Origin of the sequence: Henriciella sp., assembly GCF_029936995.1 — a bacterium.
In the GTDB taxonomy this organism is placed as follows: domain Bacteria; phylum Pseudomonadota; class Alphaproteobacteria; order Caulobacterales; family Hyphomonadaceae; genus Henriciella.
This window is the reverse complement of record NZ_JAPYRE010000007.1, coordinates 193,379-210,406: the sequence shown is the minus strand read 5'-3', so window position 1 is coordinate 210,406 and position 17,028 is coordinate 193,379. Positions and strand designations below refer to the sequence as shown.

The window sequence follows — 17,028 nt, the reverse complement described above, 5'->3', positions numbered from 1 at the left end:
TTTGATCGAGGCCGCGTTGCGAGACCGAATCTTAAGCCAAGGAAGAAACAATGGATCAAACCGTAATGACAGGCGATTGCTGCTCCGCCAATGAAAGCAGCGGCGACAGCTATGACATCATTGTCGTAGGTGCTGGCTCGGCCGGGTTTTCGGCTTCGATTAGCGCGGCCGAGGCCGGCAGCCGCGTGGCCATGGTTGGGCATGGCACCATCGGCGGTACCTGCGTCAATGTCGGCTGCGTGCCGTCCAAGGCGATGATACGGGCCGGCGAAGCGGTGCATGCTGGCACATTGGCAGCACGGTTTCCGGGCATCGAGCCCTGTGCGCACAGCGTGGACTGGTCAGCGGTCGTCAAGGGCACGGCCGATCTGGTCGACGAGATGCGCCAGAAAAAATACATCGACCTGCTGCCTTCCTATGAGAATGTCACCTATATCGAGGAAGGTGCCGCACGCCTGGTCGAAGGCGGCATCGAAGTCGGCGGGCGGATCATCGCTGCACCGAAGGTTCTGATCGCCACCGGCTCGCGCCCTTTCTTGCCGGAAATTGACGGGATCGAGACCGTGGAGGCGCTCGATTCCTGGGACCTTCTCAGCCTGCCCGATCAGCCCGAAAGCATCATGGTCCTGGGCGGAGGCTATATTGGCTGCGAACTGGCGCAGATGGCGTCGCGGCTGGGCGTCAAGGTTACACTGGTCACGCGTTCGCGTCTTTTATCCGGCGTTGAACCGGAAGTGGGCGAGGTGTTGACCGAAGCGCTGAAAGCGGAGGGCATCGCGGTCGAGACTGACCTGGCCTACCGCTCGGTGGTGCAGGGCGATGGCGGCGTCACGCTGACGATCGAACGGGGTGGAACGCCCGAAACCCTAACCGCAGAGCGGCTGGTGGCGACCACAGGCCGGGTGGCCAATTCCGAAGACCTCGGCTTGCGCGAGTTCGGCATCGAGACCGATGCGCGCGGGTCGATCAAGGTCGGCGCCGACATGGCCACGACGCGGCCGGGCGTCTGGGCGGCGGGCGATGTCACCGATCGCGATCAGTTCGTCTACATGGCGGCTTATGGGGCCAAGGTGGCGGTCAATAATGCGCTTGGTCTTGAGGCTTTGCGCTATGACAATGCTGCCATGCCCTGGGTCGTGTTCACCGATCCGCAGGTCGCCGGCGTCGGCCTCTCCGAGGTGCAGGCGAAGGCAGCCGGTCATGACGTCAAGACCAGCGTGCTGACGCTGGACCACGTGGCACGCGCCGCCGCCGCCCGCGATACCCGCGGCGTCATCAAGCTGGTCGCGGATGCGAAGACCGACCGCCTGCTGGGCGGCCAGATCGCGGCACCCGAAGGGTCTGACACGATCCAGACGCTCGCCATGGCGTTGAAGTTCGGTATGACAACCAAGGCGCTTGGCGAGACGATCTTCCCATACCTGACAACTGTTGAAGGGCTAAAGCTGGCGGCGCAGACTTTCGACAAGGACGTGGCGAAACTTTCGTGCTGCGCAGGCTGAGACCAATTTTAAACACAAGGAGGTCTCGCCAGTCCTGCCAGATCAGGTGACGTCCCTGTCATGGATGTCCGGGCGACCCGTTCACTCGAGGTTCGGCACAGAGGCAGGTCCGGGGGTTTCCGGGGAGGCGGATCAATCAGACTTGTCGCCCCGTTCCTCGATATGATTCATCCCTATCGCCTGCGACGGAAAGATATTTCACGGCAGCGTGCCAGCTCAGGAAGCGCAGCTGGAGTTTCACGAGCCATGGAAACGGTGTCACTTTCAACCGGTTGCAGTCATCAAACAAGGATCGGCACTGTGAATTGTAGTAGATGATTTCGACGCGATAGCCGCGATCAATATGGGCTTCTATCCAGTTTACGACCCCTTCCATGACGGGCTGGGTGAAAGGATTATACAGAAAAACGATCAGGTCACTTTCGGGCGGACTGTAGGTGGCCGCATCCTGACTGATGATCGTCCATGAAATCCCGGGAGATGATCTGAAAACCTGTCCGAGGTTATAGCGGGCAGCTTCAGCGATTTCGCCAGCAAATTCCACGCCGATCAGGCGATCGAATCCAAGTTCCGCCGCCTTGATCAGAACGCGTCCCTTGCCACAGCCCAGATCCAGAAATGTCGTCGAGCTGGCACGCGCACGACTGGGTTTAAGCAGAGCTTCGACAAGCTTTATAGGGGTCGGTTCATAGTCGATTGCGTGCGCTTTGTGTTGATGCTCGAAATCAAGCGTTTCGAGCGCGACGGAGGTTCTTGTGTCGATCGCATGTGTCGTGTCGAACCTTGAGTTGAATGTCTCATGATATCTGAAAATCAGGCCGGCATGGACGCGGCGGACCACGCCGGACAAACCATCCTCTTTCAGGGTCTGTGCTATTTTTGTTCTTGTCATTGTCGTCATTCCTGTTGCGCGTCAGAGAACGGTGTCGGAGCATGCCGCCTTACGGACCTGGAGGGATGTCCCGATGAAGCGTTTCAAGATCCGGGCAGCCGGGGCCATTCGCGTAAATGCTGCAGATTTCCATGATGCGGTGAGAACCGTCCCGGCCCCGTTTGACCCGGAAGACCACGTCATCGCCTTCAGAGAGGTCCGTCAGCTCAGCGTCGCCCATTAAAGCGAAACTCATGGTCATCGCGCCCATGGCGATGCCTTCGAAGGGGCCATGGTCGATGGTGACCCGGCCGTCGTCGCGATCAAGGGATGTGATCGTGCCCATGGCCCGCCCGGTATCGCCGGGCATAGCTTCATCTGCCTGTTCGAGCGGTTCAGGCCTGGTCTGGTCCGCAGGGCCGGATGCTGCCGGCGTTGGGCTTTCGGGGTCGCTGCAGGCTGTCAGGGTAACGGCACCTAACAACAGGGCGGTAATCAGAACTCTATGAATCATAGGGAGTTCCTGGTGAACAAATCGGGAGACGCAGGCATCCGGCCGCTGAGCGCGGCCGGAACCTGGATTTACAATTGTTCCGATCGAGACAGATGATCGGCTAGTGACCGGCGTCCTAATGGTCCTTGCCCGACATGCCGGACATGGACCCGTTTCCGTCCATTCCGTCGCAGCCCATCATGTCGCCACCTTTCATCATCGACATCATGGATTGCTTGAAAGCATCCGGATCGCCGCCGATCGGCATCATCATGGCGATATCATAGTTTTCGCTCTGGTCTTCCTTGAGCATGAAATGAACATTGTCACCTTTCTCGAATTTATCGAGCGCGACCATTTTTCCGACGTCGAAATCCATGGTCATTTCACCCCAGCCGATCTTCTTGATCGGATCGTGTGAAATATTGACGGTTCGGGCATCGAGATCGACGCTGTTGACGACGCCAAAGCCGGGCGCCATGTCGCCGCAGCAGCTCATGCCGGACATGTCCTTGTGGTTCATCTTGTCCATTTTCATGCCGGCTTCCTGGGCGAGCGCCGGGCCGATCAGGGCCATTCCGAGGATCGCGCCTGTGACGGTTGTCTTTTTGACGAGGGTTTTCATCGTTTCTTCCTTTGTGGGTTGTCTGGCGCGGCTTTCAGAAGATGCCCCCGATGCGCGCCCGGACGGGGGGATAGGGTGGATGGATGCGGGGCTGTTATTTCGACCTCAGATATTTGATGAGGGCAGCGATCCCGAGGACGAGGACGAGCACAGCAAGCAGCATGAAAATCATGCCGAACAGGCCGCAGCCCATCATGCCGCCGTCCATCATCATTCTGTCTGGTGAACGATCCTGTGCGCCCGCCGGCAGCATGGCGCCACTCAGCAGCAGTGGAATCAAAAGCGGTATTTTGAGTAGGTGTCTGGTCATTGTCTTTCTCCTTCGGGGGTGGATGAGCTGGACCGGTTATCCGGTTCGGCCTGGGGTAAATCTGATGGAATCTGCAGCCCGACCCGGATGTAGTAGATGGCCGGGATCACGATCAGGGAGAGGATGAGGGTTGAGGCCATGCCGCCAAGCATGGGCAGGGCAATCCGGCGCATGACGTCCGACCCGAGGCCGTCGGTCAGGAAGATCGGCGCAAGACCGGCAAAGATGGTTGTGACCGTCATCAGCTTGGGCCTGACGCGCATGGCCGCGCCCTTGCTGACGGCGGCGAAAAGCTGGGTCCTGTCAGAAGGGTCCGCCTTGCGGACTTCCGCGTCGATATAGAGCAGCATCACGACGGCCGTCTCGACAGCAATGCCGCCAAGCGCGATAAAGCCGACGGCCACGGCAACGGACAGATTGTAGCCTGCCAGCCAGACGGCCCACATTCCGCCGACCAGGCCGAATGGCAGGCTGGCCATGATGATCAGCGTCCGGTCGAGCCGACCGAAATGCAGCATCAGAAGCAGGAAGATGAGGGCAATCGCGGCTGGAATGGCAATTTTCAGCCGCGCATTGGCTTCCTGCATCTGTTCATACTGGCCGGAGAACTCCACCGCATAACCGGCAGGCAGGTCCACTGTGTCGGCAATAACCTGTCTGGCGTCTGCAACATAGCTGCCCATATCCCGGTCTGCGATATCGACGAAAACCCATCCGGTCAGCCGGGCATTCTCCGAACGGATCATTGGTGGGCCTTCCGTATAGGAGATGTCCGCCAGTTCGCTGAGAGGGATGTGGGCGCCGGAAGGGGCCGGCACGAGGATCTCTTCCAGGTCTCCGGCGCTCTCACGAAATGGCCGGTCATAGCGCAGGATGATGTCATAGCGTTCCCGGCCCTCGACAGACTGGGAGAGTGTCATGCCGCCCAAGGCTGTCTGGACCACGGACTGGAAGGCTGCCATGTCGATATTCCGCCGGGCCAGTTCGCCCCGGTCCGGCGTGATCTCTAGATACTTGCCGCCCATGACCCTGTCGGCGAAGGCCGAGCGCGTTCCGGGTACGTCAGAAACGGCCGCTTCAATGTCCCGGGCAATGGTTTCGATCTCTGTCAGATCGTCTCCGGTGACCTTGATGCCGATGGGTGTACGCACACCGGTCGAGACCATGTCCATACGGATTTTGATCGGATAGCCCCATGAGTTCACGAGGCCGGGCATTTGCAGCTTGGCATCGAGCTCATCGGTGATGTCCTCGACGGTCACGCCCGGCCGCCAGTCCTCCTTTGGTTTCAGCTTGATCCATGTCTCGATCATGGTGAGCGGTGCCGGATCGGTTGCCGTATCGGCGCGCCCGGCCTTGCCGAAGACACGCTCGACTTCCGGCACCGTCTTGATGACGCGGTTCGTCTGGCCAAGAATCTCCCGCATCTTGGTCGATGACACGCCGGGCAGGGTGGTCGGCATGTAGAGGAGCTCGCCTTCATAAAGGGCCGGCATGAATTCCGAACCGATCCTCTGGACGGGCACGATGACGCTGGCCGTCAGCGCGAGCGCAAGGGCGATCGTGATCCATTTGAACCTCAGGGCAAGATGGAGCAGCGGCTTGTAGGCCCAGACGAAGAAGGCGTTCAGCGGATTGGCTTCCTCGCGGCGAAAGCGCCCCCGCATGAGATGCAGCATCAGGACCGGGACAAGTGTCACCGACAGGATGGCGGCGAAGGCCATCGCATAGGTCTTGGTATAGGCAAGCGGACTGAAGAGCCTGAAGCTCTGACCGGTCAGGGCAAAGACCGGCAGGAAGGAGACCGTGATGATCAGGAGTGAAAAGAATATGCCGGGGCCGACTTCCTGCGCGGACTCGACCAGCGCCTGGCGGCGCACTCTCGGATCGGGTTTCGGTCCCAGATCCGCCAGTTTCCGGCTGGCATTCTCGACAAGCACAATCGAGGCGTCGACCATGGCACCGATCGCGATGGCGATCCCGCCAAGCGACATGATGTTCGCGGTGACACCCTGCCAGGACATGATCAGGAACGCGCCGAGCACACCAAGCGGCAAGGTGATGATGGCAACCAGCGACGACCGCACATGCAGGAGGAAGATCAGGATGACGACCGCGACCGCGATCCCTTCCTCGATCAGCTTGTCTTTCAGATAATCGACCGAACCCTCGATGAGGGGGGCGCGGTCATACACAGTGACAATCTCGACGCCGTCCGGCAGCCCGCGCTGGAGACTATGAAGTTTCTCCTTTACACGTTCGATCACCGAAAGCGCGTTCTCGCCATCGCGCATCACTACGATGCCGGACACGGTTTCCCCTTCGCCATTGAGTTCGACAATGCCGCGCCGGAGGGCCGGGCCTTCGACAATCCGGGCGACATCGCTCAGCTGGACGGGGGTGCCATCCTCCGCCTTGACCACGACCTGTTCGAGATCAAGCTTGTCATCGACATAGCCTGATGAGCGGATGACATATTCCGTTTCACCCTGTTCGAGCACGCGGCCACCGACTTCACTTGAGGCTGCGCGGACCGCATCACGGACACGGGTGATCGACAGGTCGTAACTTCGCAGGCGATTGGGATCGAGGAGAACCTGGTATTCCCGGACAAAACCGCCGACCGAAGCGACTTCAGAGACCCCTTCCACACCGGCCAGTTCGAGTTTCAGGAACCAGTCCTGGAGTGAACGCAGCTCGGCGAGATCGGTATTGCCGGTCTTGTCGACCAGGGCATACTGATAGACCCAGCCAACGCCGGTCGCATCTGGTCCGATCTGCGGTACGGCGCCTTCCGGCAGTTCGGACCCCAGCCGGGACAGGGCTTCAAGGACGCGTGAACGGGCCCAGTACATGTCGACATCATCTTCGAAGATGACATAGACAAAGCTGGTGCCGAACATGGATGAGCCGCGCACATCCTTCGTCCTCGGCAGACCGAGAAGATTTGTCGATAGCGGATAGGTGACGAGGTCCTCGACGATCTGCGGGCTCTGGCCCGGAAAATCGGTGCGAATGATGACCTGTGTATCCGTCAGGTCCGGCACCGCATCCAGCGGCGTTCGCTGGATGGCCATCCAGCCCGTCACGGCTAGCGCGGTGGCCAGCATCAGGACAATGAGTTGATTATAGACAGACCATGAAATGAGTTTGGCTACCCATGATTTCGAGGGGTCGTGCCCGGCGAGGTCTCTTGAATTATGCTCAGTCATGTCCGTCCTCTACTGCTCAGTAGCCTGGTCAGTGCCAGTCTCGCCGTCTTCGGTCGTCATCGACATGCCAGCCATCGGATCCGGCCAGTCGATCCGCTCTGCTTCATCTGCGCTGTAAGGATTGGCTGGTGCGCCATCCTCCTGCAGCCAGTACCGATCCGTTGCGGTGTCCCGGTAGAGCACCAGGCCGGCATCGCGGTAATGCTGTGGCATGCCTTCGAGCAGCCAGGGCGTCAGGGCCCCGACGAGGTCTGAGAGTTGCGTGGCAAGGTCTTCGCGGTCAGTGGCGTCCTGTGCGGCGGCCAGAGCGGTTTGCGAAGCATCCATGACCGGCGCCAGTTTCGTGTTCGCGTAACGGTCCCTCAGCACAGGTGCCAGGGCGAGGGCCGGGTCCACGAACAGCGGATCGATGTCATACCCATCCGTCAGCGCCTCGTGGAAATAGAGCGCCATGTCGGTAAAGTGATCGATTTTAGCCAGGGCTTCGCTATCCACCGGTATATCGGAGAGCGTTGTTTCCGGGCCAGCCGGGCCTGCTTCCGGAGCCTCCAGCTTGGAAAGGCCTTCTTTCAGGTTCGCTTCGCTGTCGAGCAGGAACTGGCCGCTGGCGACGACCACTTCGCCGCTTTCCAGGCCCGACAGGATTTCTGTTCGGCCATTGGCGGAAACCCCGGTGCGTACAGCGCGTCCGGAGAAGCGGCCATTGCCTTCGGCGATGACGACACGGGCGCCCTCACCACCAAGCAGAATGGCTTCACTTGGAACCGAAAGCCGCGGACGGCCACCGATATTCAGGCTTATGTCTGCATAGGCGCCCGGGCGAAGATAGCCTGATGCATTGTCAACTTCGATCCGGACATCGGCCGTGCGGGTTTTCGGGTCGATTGTCGGATAGATATAGTCGACCCGGCCCTTGCCGGGGGCATCGGGCGCGCTTGGAAAGTCAAGCTTTACCGGCATCCCTGTATCGACCAGCGGCAAATCGCTCTCGGGCACAGAGGCAATGACCCAGACGCCAGCATAGGATTGCAGGCGTAAGATCGGCGTACCGGGTTTGACATAGTCACCATTGCGAACCTGGAGCTCGGCAACCGTGCCGCCAGCTTCCGCATAGACCGGGACACGCTCAATGACCTGGCGTGTTTCGGTCAGCTGGTCGATGGCCGCATTCTGCATGCCAAGAGAGCGCAGGCGCTGGCGGACCGACGCGATACGCGCTTCGTTGCCGATCCTGAACGAGTTCAGATAATCCTTCTGCGCGGCGATGAGGTCCGGACTGTAGACCCGGTAGAGGAGGCTGCCAGGGCGTACCGCGTCGCCCTCGGCATTGACCGCCAGATCCTCGATCCAGCCTTCGAGCCGCGATACGGTAACATTCTCCAGCCGTTCATTGGTCTCGACTGTGCCGAAGGCTCGCAGTGCCCGGCTGAAATCCCTGGTCTCGGCCGGCGCGGTCCTGATCCCCATGGTCTGGATCATTTCCGGCGAGACCGCCACGCCCGAGCCGGTGTCATCGGCATAGACCGGGATATAATCCATGCCCATGGAATCCTTTTTCGGAACGGGCGACGTGTCCGGCTTGCCCATGGGATGCTTGTAGTAAAGGACTTCCCCTTTTGAGCTGGCCGGTTCCTGCGTCTTGTCGGCAGGCACCAGGTCCATGCCGCAGATCGGGCAGGTGCCGTCCGGATCGGTCGAGATATAGTGGGGGTGCATGGGGCAGGTGTATTGCTGCGTCTCGCTGGAGGCGTTCGGCTTTTCACCCTGGCCGCCTTGCGAGCCACCCGGTGCCCCGCACGCGGCAAGCAAGAGGGCAGCCGATGCGGTACCCATTATCAGGAATGTCTTTCTCATTGTGTCACCAGGAGCGCGTTGAGGCGCGCGGTCGCAGCGGCCTTGCGGGCCTTTTCAGCTTCGATTTCCGCACGGAGTTTCAGAATGGCGATCTCGCCATCGATGATCGGCGCATAGCCGCCAACACCGGATTCATAGGTGATCAGCTGGGCCTGGACCTCGTCTTCTACAGCGGAGATCTTGCCTTGCAGGACTTCGATACTGGAAGCGGCTGACCTGATAATCGCATCTCTGGACGCATATTGCGCCGCTGCATTTCGCGCGGCGGCCTGGTAACGCTGTTCGGCGGCCGACCGTTCAGCCCTGGCGGCCCGGAGTTTCGGAGCCTGTTTCTTTTCAGCCCAGAGCGGGACCGTAAATGTCACCTTGCCGGAGACCCAGTCATCACCGGCGAACATCGCACCTTCATCGCGTTGCTGGTAGGTGACCTCGGCGCCCCATTCCGGCTGCCATGCCGAGCGGGCCTCACTGACACCGTAATCGGTAACCCGGACCGCCGCATCGGCAACACGCACGGTGTGAAACTCAAGGGCCGCGCCTGACCAGTCTCTCTCAGCCAGCGGTGGAACACGGGTGGACGACGGCACAAGACCAACGAGATCACCGAGCTGTGCATCGGTCTCGGCTTCCTGCCGATCAAGATCGACAAGCGTCCGGGACACTTCTGCCCGTTCGCCTTCAATTTCGGCAAGGCGGTAGACGGCCGGACGGCCCGCATCGATTTCTGCTTCGACAATGTCGACAAGCTCGTCATATTTGGCATCTCGCGCTTCGGCGAGGGTTCTCTGTCTGGCTATTCTTCTCTTGTCAGCGAGAAGGACGATCAGTTCAGCGCGCAATGCCGCGTATCGGGCATCGCGAACCGCCTCGGTCTGTGCCGACATCGCACGGGCCTCACCGGCGCGGGCTTCACGGCCCGCGAGGTTTGGAAACTGTTGTCGGATGCCGACCGCCTTGTTGGTCGGCAGGTAGCTGTCGAATGACGGACTGAAGATCGGGAAATTGTTGATGCCGACCGAAATTACCGGATCCGGCAGGGCTGTGGCCGCGATAGCTCTTTCACGGCCGGCTTCGGCTTCATAGCCAAGGGCTGTTAGGCTGGGGTGGCCCCTGAGACGGGATTCCAGATCCTGGAAACTCTGGGCGTGGGCGCCTTTTGCCAGCACAACCGAGACAAGCGCGGTCGCCAGCAGGCTCCTGGACATTTTTGACATGATGAAACGGGTCTTCCTGAATTGTCTGAAACGATGGTCCGGGTGGCTTTCAGGCCACCAGAAATCATCGCTCTCAATTCAGGAGACGCTGTTTCAGGCTAACGGGCGTAAAGAGAGGAAGATCGGGCGCCGGAGGCGGGCCGGTCTTGAAAACCGTCCTTTCCGGGCGGAAGGCGACCGGTGGATCGGCAAGAACAGCGGCGAACACCTGGGCGGGCTCTGCTGCGGTCGCTGTCGGGTTAGCGTCCACCTGCGCCTGGATCAGCATCGGGCCGCAATCATTGCCCACCGGGCAGTCAGATTGAAGCGGGCTGTCGGACGGCACCTGGATGCGCTGTCCTGCAATCATTTCCGTGCAGGGATGTTCGGCATGTTGGCTTACAGAAGCCTGTTGTGCCGACTCCAGCATCAAGGGGCACGCCATGACGGGTTGGGCCGTCACCAGTACGGCCGCCACAATTATCAGAAGGCGCATCATGAGTTGCATGTGAGATCATCTATACGCCAGGCGCCTCAGCAAGTCAATACCCCAGAGGGGTATACTGTTACTTCTTGCGTCCGCCCAGAACCGCAACCAGTTCCTCGACCTTGTCGCGCCGCTCGGTCACATCGCTGCCTGTCAAAGCTTCGTCGACGCAGGTGGCGATGTGGTCATCAAGTATCGTGTGCTCCAGTCCGGCCAGTGCGGCCTTGATGGCCTGCACCTGGCGGATGACGTCGATACAGTAGCGGTCGTCGGAGACCATTTTCGATACACCGCGAACCTGACCCTCAATCCGGGACAGTCGTCGAATGGCGGCGTCTCTTGTGTCTGATTTCATCGTCAAATACCCCTGTCAGGGTATTATATGGAAAAGAAACGTGTTCGATCCAACCCTGATTGCAGCGGTATCGCGTCCCGGGCCCGGGAAAACGCAAGGCTCCAGGACAAATTAGGGGGAAGTCCCGAAGCCAAGCGCTTCAATGGATTTATGAACAGGTCGGTTTTCCCGCGGCAGTCCATGCTTTCATTGAACCGATATAGACATCGACCCTGGAGAAACCGCTCCGCATGAGCTGGGAGGCTGCGATGGTGGCGCGAGCGCCGGTCCCGCACATGACGGTGACGGGCTGGCCCGGATCGAGATCGTCGGCCGCATCGGGCAGTTTGCCAACATAGGCATGGCGGCTGTTCATGATGTGGCCGCTTTCGTACTCGTCGATCGTGCGCACATCGAGCAGGGTCCAGCCAGCCGGGGGGGTGTCCACGCGCGAGGCGACCGTTTCAGTGTCCACGAAATCCAGCATTTCGAGCGGACCATTCTTGACCGCCAGGGGCATTGTGCCGCTGACAAATCCGCTCACATTGTCGAAGCCGATCCGCTGAAGCGTCGTAGCAGCATCGACTGCCTGGTCCGCGTTGCGGGCGACCAGAAGCACGGGTTTGTCGCTTGGCAGCAACCAGCCAGCAAAGGCGGCGAGCATGCCGTGCGGGATGCAGAGCGAACCCGTGCGGTGCCCCCCGGCAAAGTCGAAAATACCGCGAACATCGAGGCAGATCGCATCGCCCGGATCGAGCAGCATGGCCGGGGAGGAGGGCTGCGGGTCCGATGGTGCGGCCCCGGTGCCTTCCATGTTCCCCTCTTCCATGCGCCGGAAGTAGGGTGGAATATAATGGTTCTCGGCAACCTTGGCGTCGATGAAAGCTTCCCGGTCCTCGATCTGCAGGCGTGGATTGTTAAGCTTCTCATGGCCGATCGACGAGAACTCCCGGTCGGCCATGCCGGAACCGCAGATCGAGCCGGCCCCGTGTGCCGGATAGACCAGGCACTGATCCCCGAGCGCTGTAAGCTTTGCAAGACTGTCATAGAGCAGGCCGGCGACTTCACGTCTCCGCTCGGGATAGAAGTCCGTCCGACCGACATCACCGATAAATAGCGCGTCGCCCGTGAATACGCCCACGGGCGCCTCGTCGAAGCTTTTGTCATAAAGCGCATAGGACAGGCTGTCATCGGTGTGTCCGGGTGTTTCGAGCACCTTCAGCAAGGCGCCACCGATCTCGAACGTGTCACCCTCCCGCGTCTCAGCTGCGTACTGGATCGGTTTTTCAGGGTTGGGCCCGTGCCAGACCTGTGCACCGGTTTCTGTCCTCAGGACAGGGGCGCCTGAGAGCAGGTCCTCATTCCTGTGGGTCTCGAAAACGTGCTTGATGACGGCGCCATCATTGCGGGCAAGCTCCAGGTAGACATCAATATCCCGTCGCGGGTCGATGATGGCAGCTTCGCCACCGGCGCTCAGAAAGTAGGAGAGGTGGGAAAGGCCTGGTGTCTTGATCTTTTCGAGTCGCATACTGCTTGGCTCCTATGTAAAACTCGGACTTTCCCGGCTGGGGAGACCGAGTGCACTAGTCCTCTCCAACATTGCTTCCGGCGGGCTGTACGGGATCCAGTTGGCCCTCGAAATCAGGCACGGGGCGGGTGGCGGCCTCGCTTTCGGTTGCTGCCGGACCGTTCGCGGCGATATCGGAGATCAGCCATTCCATTTCCTTGATCTCACGGCGCTGCGCGGTGATGATTTCATCAGCGAGTTTTCTCACGCGAACATCGTCAATATTGGCGCGTTCACTGGTCATGATGGCGATGGAATGGTGCGGGATCATGGCCTCCATGTAGGAGCGGTCTTCCACCGTGGCCTGGCTGCGAACGAGCCAGAGGGCCAACACGAAAACGACCGCCGCGCCGACATAGATGCCAAGATTGACCCGCCCATTCCTGTACATGTTCAGCATGAAGCTCAGCATGACGACAGCCATGGCCGCACCCATGATAAAGGCCATGTAGAAGCGCGTCTCGCTCCAGCGGACATGGTCCCAGGCATAGGTGTTCAGATACATCAGCCCGAGCATTATGGCCGCTGAGGTCGCAATCATCGCGGCAAACCGCCAATAGCTGGTTTTCATTTCCATTCTCAGGTCCTCCTTATACTGGCATGGGGTATTTTAGCCACTAACGGAGGATATACGCAGGGGGTTCCGATAATTTCTGAATTGAAGACGATCCGGAAACATGAAGCTGGAGTAAAATCTCAAGCGACCTGAAAGGAAGGTGTACCCGAAATAATGATGCGGACTTCAGGCCTTGAGTTTCCCTGATTGGTGCTCTGGCTGGCCGACACTCAGGATTGCGTTGAAGAACAGGTGCGGCTGACCGCGAAGGGAATTGATGAAGATCGCGGTCACGCTGGCGGCCATGGCAATCATCGCCCAGACAGGATACAGTAATCCTGTCGCGGCAACCGGGACTCCTATCCCGTTGAACAGAAATGCCAGAGAAACATTCTGAAGCATTTTGCGATAGCCGGTACGGCTGATTTCCCTGGCTTCAGAAACGTTGGATATCTGGTTGTTGAGTATAATAATGTCGGCGGCATCTATGGCGATGTCCGTCCCAGATCCCATGGCGACGCCGACATCGGCTTGCATGAGCGCCGGGGCGTCGTTGATGCCGTCGCCGACCATGGCTGTACGCCCACGCTCCTGGAGATCACGGATTAGGGAGGCTTTCTCTCCGGGCAGAACGCCAGCATGTACCTCATCGAGGCCAAGCTCGCCGGCCACACGCGAGGCTGTAAGAGTATTGTCCCCGGTTATGAGGATGGTTCGTATGCCGCTTGTGCGTAGCTTTTCGATCGTTTCAGCTGCACCATCACGGAGTGCGTCTCCAAATGACAGAAACCCCTCCAGACGGCCATCGCGCGCGACAGTTATGACCGTGCGTCCCATACCCTCAAGGGTGCTGATCCGGTCATCTATAGGTTTCAGGTCGATATTGTGTTCTGCCAGGAAACGCGGGCTGCCAACCAGAATATCTTGCTCGTCGATGCGCGCGATAACGCCTTTTCCAGGGGTCGCCTGAAAATCGTCGGTGTCTGGTGGAGTCAGGCCTGCTTCGAAAGCTGCTTCGACGATGGCTTCGCCAAGGGGGTGTTCTGAAGCGGCCTCCGCAGCAGCTGCGAGCGTCAGCAGTGCATCTCTGTCCCCGTTTAACGCTTCGACTTCATGGACGCGCGGGTGACCTTCAGTTAGCGTGCCCGTTTTGTCGAAAGCGATCTGACGAACGAGTCGATAGCCTTGAAAGGCCTCGCCGGTGCGCATCAGGATTCCCTTCTCCGCTGCCACGCCAGCGCCGCGGACGATCGAGAGCGGGGCCGATATACCGACGGCGCAAGGATAGCCCATCACAAGTACGCTGAGCCCCGCAAATACGGCGCGTTGAAGGTCTGCCTCAAACCCGAGTAATTGAGGCAACAGCGCCCAGCCTAAGAAGGAGAGAACGGATATAGTGAGTACCGAAGGCGTATATACGCTGAGAACGCGGTCGACCAGGTGAAGCAGCCCAGGCTTCAGTGCACGTGCGTCCTCCACTTCACGCACGACACGATGAAGGAAGCTTTCCTTGCCGACAGCTGTCACCCGCACCAGAAGAGTGCCGTTGCCGTTAACCGTGCCGCCGATGACCTGGTCGCCAATTCCCCGCTCGACAGGCATCGGTTCACCCGTAACGAGGGACTGGTCTACAGCGGAGCGACCCTCGACGACTTCGCCATCCAGCGGTAGTCGTTCGCCTGGACGGATACGCACAAGGTCCCCTTCAACGACCTCGTCGATCGGCATGTCTATGTCGCGACCAGCACGCCTGACACGAGCGGTCTCCGGCTGGAGGTCGAGCAGACGCTTGACCGCCTGGGAGGAGCGTGTCTTCACGATAAGTGAAAGCCATTCAGAAAAGATGTGATAGGTCGCCACCATAACCGTTACGGCGAAAAACGGTGCAGTCGGGTAGCCCGGGCTATTGAGAAAAAGTCCGATCACGCCTCCCGCCAGTCCGGCAAATGCCCCCGCTTCGAGAAGGACGTGCTGGTTCAGGATGCCTCGGCGAATGGCCTGCACCGACATTACCAGGATGTGTCGGGCGATGCCGAAGATCAGCGTAGCAGCCAGCCCACCGACGATCCATGGTGTGGTGCCGCCCAGTGCCCCCGCGCTCTTCAGGCTGAGGAGTCCCAAGGTGACGACGCCAAGGCTCGCGCTGCCACTTATTGCCCACCACAATCCACGTGACCGCAAAACCAGGAAAACGAAACCGACGAGACTGGCGGTCGCCAAGACTGGCAGAAGCCACGAGAAGGCACTAGCGGGTTCTGTAATCAGCGCGATGGACAGGAGACTGAATACAGTGGCGGTGAGAAACCGGCGACCTTCGGTGACGAGTTCACGTTCCTCTTCCTCGAAGGGGCGCAGTTTGTTGGGGTCATGAATGGAATACCCGATATCCTTGAGTGTCTGGAGAAGATCTCCTGGTTCGGCAATCTGTGGATCGTATTCGACCAGAGCCTGTTCGTGGGTGAGACTCACCGAGACTTTGTCGACGCCCTTGCGGCGGCCTAGAGCTTTCTCGACTGTGCCTGTACAGAGCGAACAGTGAAGTCCGCCGATGCGGGCGCGGATGCGGGCGCGGCCCGGATTTTCCGCAGGTTCTTCACTCCACGGCGCAGATAGCTTCTGGATAGCGGTGGTCATGATTGCGGTCCTTTCATACTGTGGCGGTTCCCGGGTCCATTGAAAACAACAGACCGAAACCGATTGACCATGCCCCGAGCAGAATAAGGACAAGACCTGCGACTGCGGGGTAACGTCCGGAGACGGTGGCAAGGCGGTCTAGAAGCCCCCTTGTGCCAGGGATCAGCACGATGACAATCAGCGGAAGCGAGAGTGCGAAACCGAAGACGGCAAGTGGCAGGAAGCCAGCCAGTGCACCTGCTTCCTCAGAGGCGGCTGTGCCCGCCAGCAGTGCGAAGAGTAATGGCGCTGCACAGGCTGGGATATTGAGCCCGAACAGAAGGCCAAGCCCGGCAGAGCCTCGTGCACCACTTAATTTTTTGAGGCTTGGTCCGATCGAGACCATCAATGTGCGTGCATGGCCAGTCATCAGCATGAGGCCCAATCCTGCATAAACGGCGCCCAGCAGAAGCCACGCGCTTTGCTGCAGCTCAAGGAATACGGTTCCCAGGATCACAGCAAGAATGCCCAGAAGCCCGATAAAGACCGCACGTGTTATGGCAAACAGCGCTGTCTCAAAGATCTTCTCAACGGCACTCTTGCCTTCAAGGTATTTCAGAAACACGAGACTTGAACCGATGGAGCACGGTTCGACAAATCCGATCAGGCCGAGGCCGGCTGGAATGACGACGAGGCCTGTAAGGCTGGATTCGATCATTTCTCATCTGGCTTTGCGGTAAAGCCCCCTTTGGAGATGACTGTGATCAATTCGTCTGTCGTGGCTGATGTCTGGTCATGAAGAACACGTGCGCGCCGGTTTTCAAAGGAGATCTCGACCTTGCGTACACCATCTACGCGAGACAGCAGGGCCTCGATCGTGTGAGCACAGCCATCGCAATGCATGCCGTTGATTGTGAACAGGGTCGTCTTCATCTCATCCGGAGCCTTCTCTGATGGTGTCTCTGATGTCATTTGCTCAGAGCCGCTGGGGGGCGGCTCCTCTTGCATCGCGTCGAGGATCGTACAGCATTCTACATTGCCAGCACCGGGACAGCTGGCGATCATTCCATCGAGCGCGGTTCGCATACGCATGAGCTTTCCGAGCTTCGCTTCCACGTCGGCTCTTTTTTCAATGGCACGGCTACGCACATCGGAGCAGTCGGCGCCTGGATCGGCGCGGAGTGAAAGAAGCTCAGAGATTTCGCGCAATGAAAAGCCGATCTCCTGTGCCTGCCTGATGAATCGGATCTGGCTGACCGTCTCGTCGTCATATTCGCGCATTGCGCCGTTCTCGGGTTTGAGAGGCTGGGTGATCAGACCCTTTCGTTCGTAGAACCGCACAGTCTCCACATTGACATCTGCTGCTTTCGCTGCCTGGCCGATAGTGAAAGGTTTCATCATATATCCCCCG

Annotated in this window: 15 protein-coding genes; 1 reads left to right on the top strand and 14 read right to left on the bottom strand. The window is 59.4% G+C overall.

Features of this window, described 5'->3' with window-relative positions; translation table 11 throughout:
- Positions 1-50 precede the first annotated feature (50 nt).
- Positions 51-1,502: a mercury(II) reductase gene (gene merA / locus Q1K31_RS15115; protein ID WP_300381322.1), complete on the top strand. Its 1,452-nt coding sequence runs from the start codon at positions 51-53 to the stop codon at positions 1,500-1,502.
- A gap of 136 nt (positions 1,503-1,638) precedes the next feature.
- Here merA and Q1K31_RS15110 read toward each other — a convergent pair whose 3' ends face one another.
- From Q1K31_RS15110 to Q1K31_RS15045, 14 genes are all read right to left on the bottom strand, one after another.
- Entirely contained in the window at positions 1,639-2,394 is a 756-nt protein-coding gene (locus Q1K31_RS15110; protein ID WP_290749222.1) for a class I SAM-dependent methyltransferase, read from the bottom strand.
- A gap of 49 nt (positions 2,395-2,443) precedes the next feature.
- Positions 2,444-2,887, bottom strand: coding sequence for a copper-binding protein (locus Q1K31_RS15105; protein ID WP_300381318.1), 444 nt, complete (start codon positions 2,885-2,887; stop codon positions 2,444-2,446).
- 115 nt (positions 2,888-3,002) lie between these two features.
- Entirely contained in the window at positions 3,003-3,491 is a 489-nt protein-coding gene (locus Q1K31_RS15100; RefSeq protein ID WP_300381316.1) for a copper-binding protein, read from the bottom strand.
- A 94-nt stretch (positions 3,492-3,585) separates the two neighbouring features.
- Entirely contained in the window at positions 3,586-3,801 is a 216-nt protein-coding gene (locus tag Q1K31_RS15095; protein WP_290749230.1) for a hypothetical protein, read from the bottom strand.
- Positions 3,798-7,013 carry a CusA/CzcA family heavy metal efflux RND transporter gene (locus Q1K31_RS15090; protein WP_300381314.1) on the bottom strand — a complete coding sequence of 1,072 codons (3,216 nt, stop codon included), beginning with the start codon at positions 7,011-7,013 and terminating at the stop codon, positions 3,798-3,800. Before Q1K31_RS15090 ends, Q1K31_RS15095 begins: the two co-directional genes overlap by 4 nt.
- Positions 7,014-7,022: 9 nt before the next feature.
- Entirely contained in the window at positions 7,023-8,867 is a 1,845-nt protein-coding gene (locus Q1K31_RS15085; protein WP_300381311.1) for an efflux RND transporter periplasmic adaptor subunit, read from the bottom strand.
- Complete coding sequence (locus Q1K31_RS15080) at positions 8,864-10,081, bottom strand: TolC family protein (protein WP_290749238.1); 1,218 nt, start codon at positions 10,079-10,081, stop codon at positions 8,864-8,866. The genes Q1K31_RS15085 and Q1K31_RS15080 overlap by 4 nt, the downstream gene beginning before the upstream one ends.
- A 73-nt stretch (positions 10,082-10,154) precedes the next feature.
- The gene (locus Q1K31_RS15075) at positions 10,155-10,568 is read right to left on the bottom strand and encodes a hypothetical protein (protein ID WP_300381308.1); all 414 of its coding nucleotides are present in this window, start codon (positions 10,566-10,568) and stop codon (positions 10,155-10,157) included.
- A 58-nt stretch (positions 10,569-10,626) separates the two neighbouring features.
- The gene (locus Q1K31_RS15070) at positions 10,627-10,902 is read right to left on the bottom strand and encodes a metal-sensitive transcriptional regulator (protein WP_300381305.1); all 276 of its coding nucleotides are present in this window, start codon (positions 10,900-10,902) and stop codon (positions 10,627-10,629) included.
- 148 nt (positions 10,903-11,050) lie between these two features.
- Entirely contained in the window at positions 11,051-12,409 is a 1,359-nt protein-coding gene (locus tag Q1K31_RS15065) for an MBL fold metallo-hydrolase (RefSeq protein ID WP_300381302.1), read from the bottom strand.
- Positions 12,410-12,464: 55 nt separating this feature from the next.
- Positions 12,465-13,025 carry a DUF305 domain-containing protein gene (locus Q1K31_RS15060; RefSeq protein WP_300381299.1) on the bottom strand — a complete coding sequence of 187 codons (561 nt, stop codon included), beginning with the start codon at positions 13,023-13,025 and terminating at the stop codon, positions 12,465-12,467.
- Positions 13,026-13,190: 165 nt separating this feature from the next.
- Positions 13,191-15,638 (bottom strand): cation-translocating P-type ATPase, encoded by a 2,448-nt coding sequence (locus Q1K31_RS15055; protein WP_300381297.1) that lies wholly within the window; start codon positions 15,636-15,638, stop codon positions 13,191-13,193.
- Positions 15,639-15,651: 13 nt separating this feature from the next.
- Positions 15,652-16,335 carry a cytochrome c biogenesis protein CcdA gene (locus Q1K31_RS15050; protein WP_300381294.1) on the bottom strand — a complete coding sequence of 228 codons (684 nt, stop codon included), beginning with the start codon at positions 16,333-16,335 and terminating at the stop codon, positions 15,652-15,654.
- A complete protein-coding gene (locus Q1K31_RS15045) occupies positions 16,332-17,018 on the bottom strand; it encodes a MerR family DNA-binding protein (protein WP_300381291.1) in 687 nt (228 codons plus the stop codon). Before Q1K31_RS15045 ends, Q1K31_RS15050 begins: the two co-directional genes overlap by 4 nt.
- Positions 17,019-17,028: the final 10 nt, after the last annotated feature.

Coding starts and splice junctions, on each gene's coding strand:
- merA (WP_300381322.1), top strand. CDS start 51: ATGGATCAAACCGTAATGACAGGCGATTGCTGCTCCGCCAATGAAAGC.
- Q1K31_RS15110 (WP_290749222.1), bottom strand. CDS start 2,394: ATGACAAGAACAAAAATAGCACAGACCCTGAAAGAGGATGGTTTGTCC.
- Q1K31_RS15105 (WP_300381318.1), bottom strand. CDS start 2,887: ATGATTCATAGAGTTCTGATTACCGCCCTGTTGTTAGGTGCCGTTACC.
- Q1K31_RS15100 (WP_300381316.1), bottom strand. CDS start 3,491: ATGAAAACCCTCGTCAAAAAGACAACCGTCACAGGCGCGATCCTCGGA.
- Q1K31_RS15095 (WP_290749230.1), bottom strand. CDS start 3,801: ATGACCAGACACCTACTCAAAATACCGCTTTTGATTCCACTGCTGCTG.
- Q1K31_RS15090 (WP_300381314.1), bottom strand. CDS start 7,013: ATGACTGAGCATAATTCAAGAGACCTCGCCGGGCACGACCCCTCGAAA.
- Q1K31_RS15085 (WP_300381311.1), bottom strand. CDS start 8,867: ATGAGAAAGACATTCCTGATAATGGGTACCGCATCGGCTGCCCTCTTG.
- Q1K31_RS15080 (WP_290749238.1), bottom strand. CDS start 10,081: ATGTCAAAAATGTCCAGGAGCCTGCTGGCGACCGCGCTTGTCTCGGTT.
- Q1K31_RS15075 (WP_300381308.1), bottom strand. CDS start 10,568: ATGCAACTCATGATGCGCCTTCTGATAATTGTGGCGGCCGTACTGGTG.
- Q1K31_RS15070 (WP_300381305.1), bottom strand. CDS start 10,902: ATGAAATCAGACACAAGAGACGCCGCCATTCGACGACTGTCCCGGATT.
- Q1K31_RS15065 (WP_300381302.1), bottom strand. CDS start 12,409: ATGCGACTCGAAAAGATCAAGACACCAGGCCTTTCCCACCTCTCCTAC.
- Q1K31_RS15060 (WP_300381299.1), bottom strand. CDS start 13,025: ATGGAAATGAAAACCAGCTATTGGCGGTTTGCCGCGATGATTGCGACC.
- Q1K31_RS15055 (WP_300381297.1), bottom strand. CDS start 15,638: ATGACCACCGCTATCCAGAAGCTATCTGCGCCGTGGAGTGAAGAACCT.
- Q1K31_RS15050 (WP_300381294.1), bottom strand. CDS start 16,335: ATGATCGAATCCAGCCTTACAGGCCTCGTCGTCATTCCAGCCGGCCTC.
- Q1K31_RS15045 (WP_300381291.1), bottom strand. CDS start 17,018: ATGATGAAACCTTTCACTATCGGCCAGGCAGCGAAAGCAGCAGATGTC.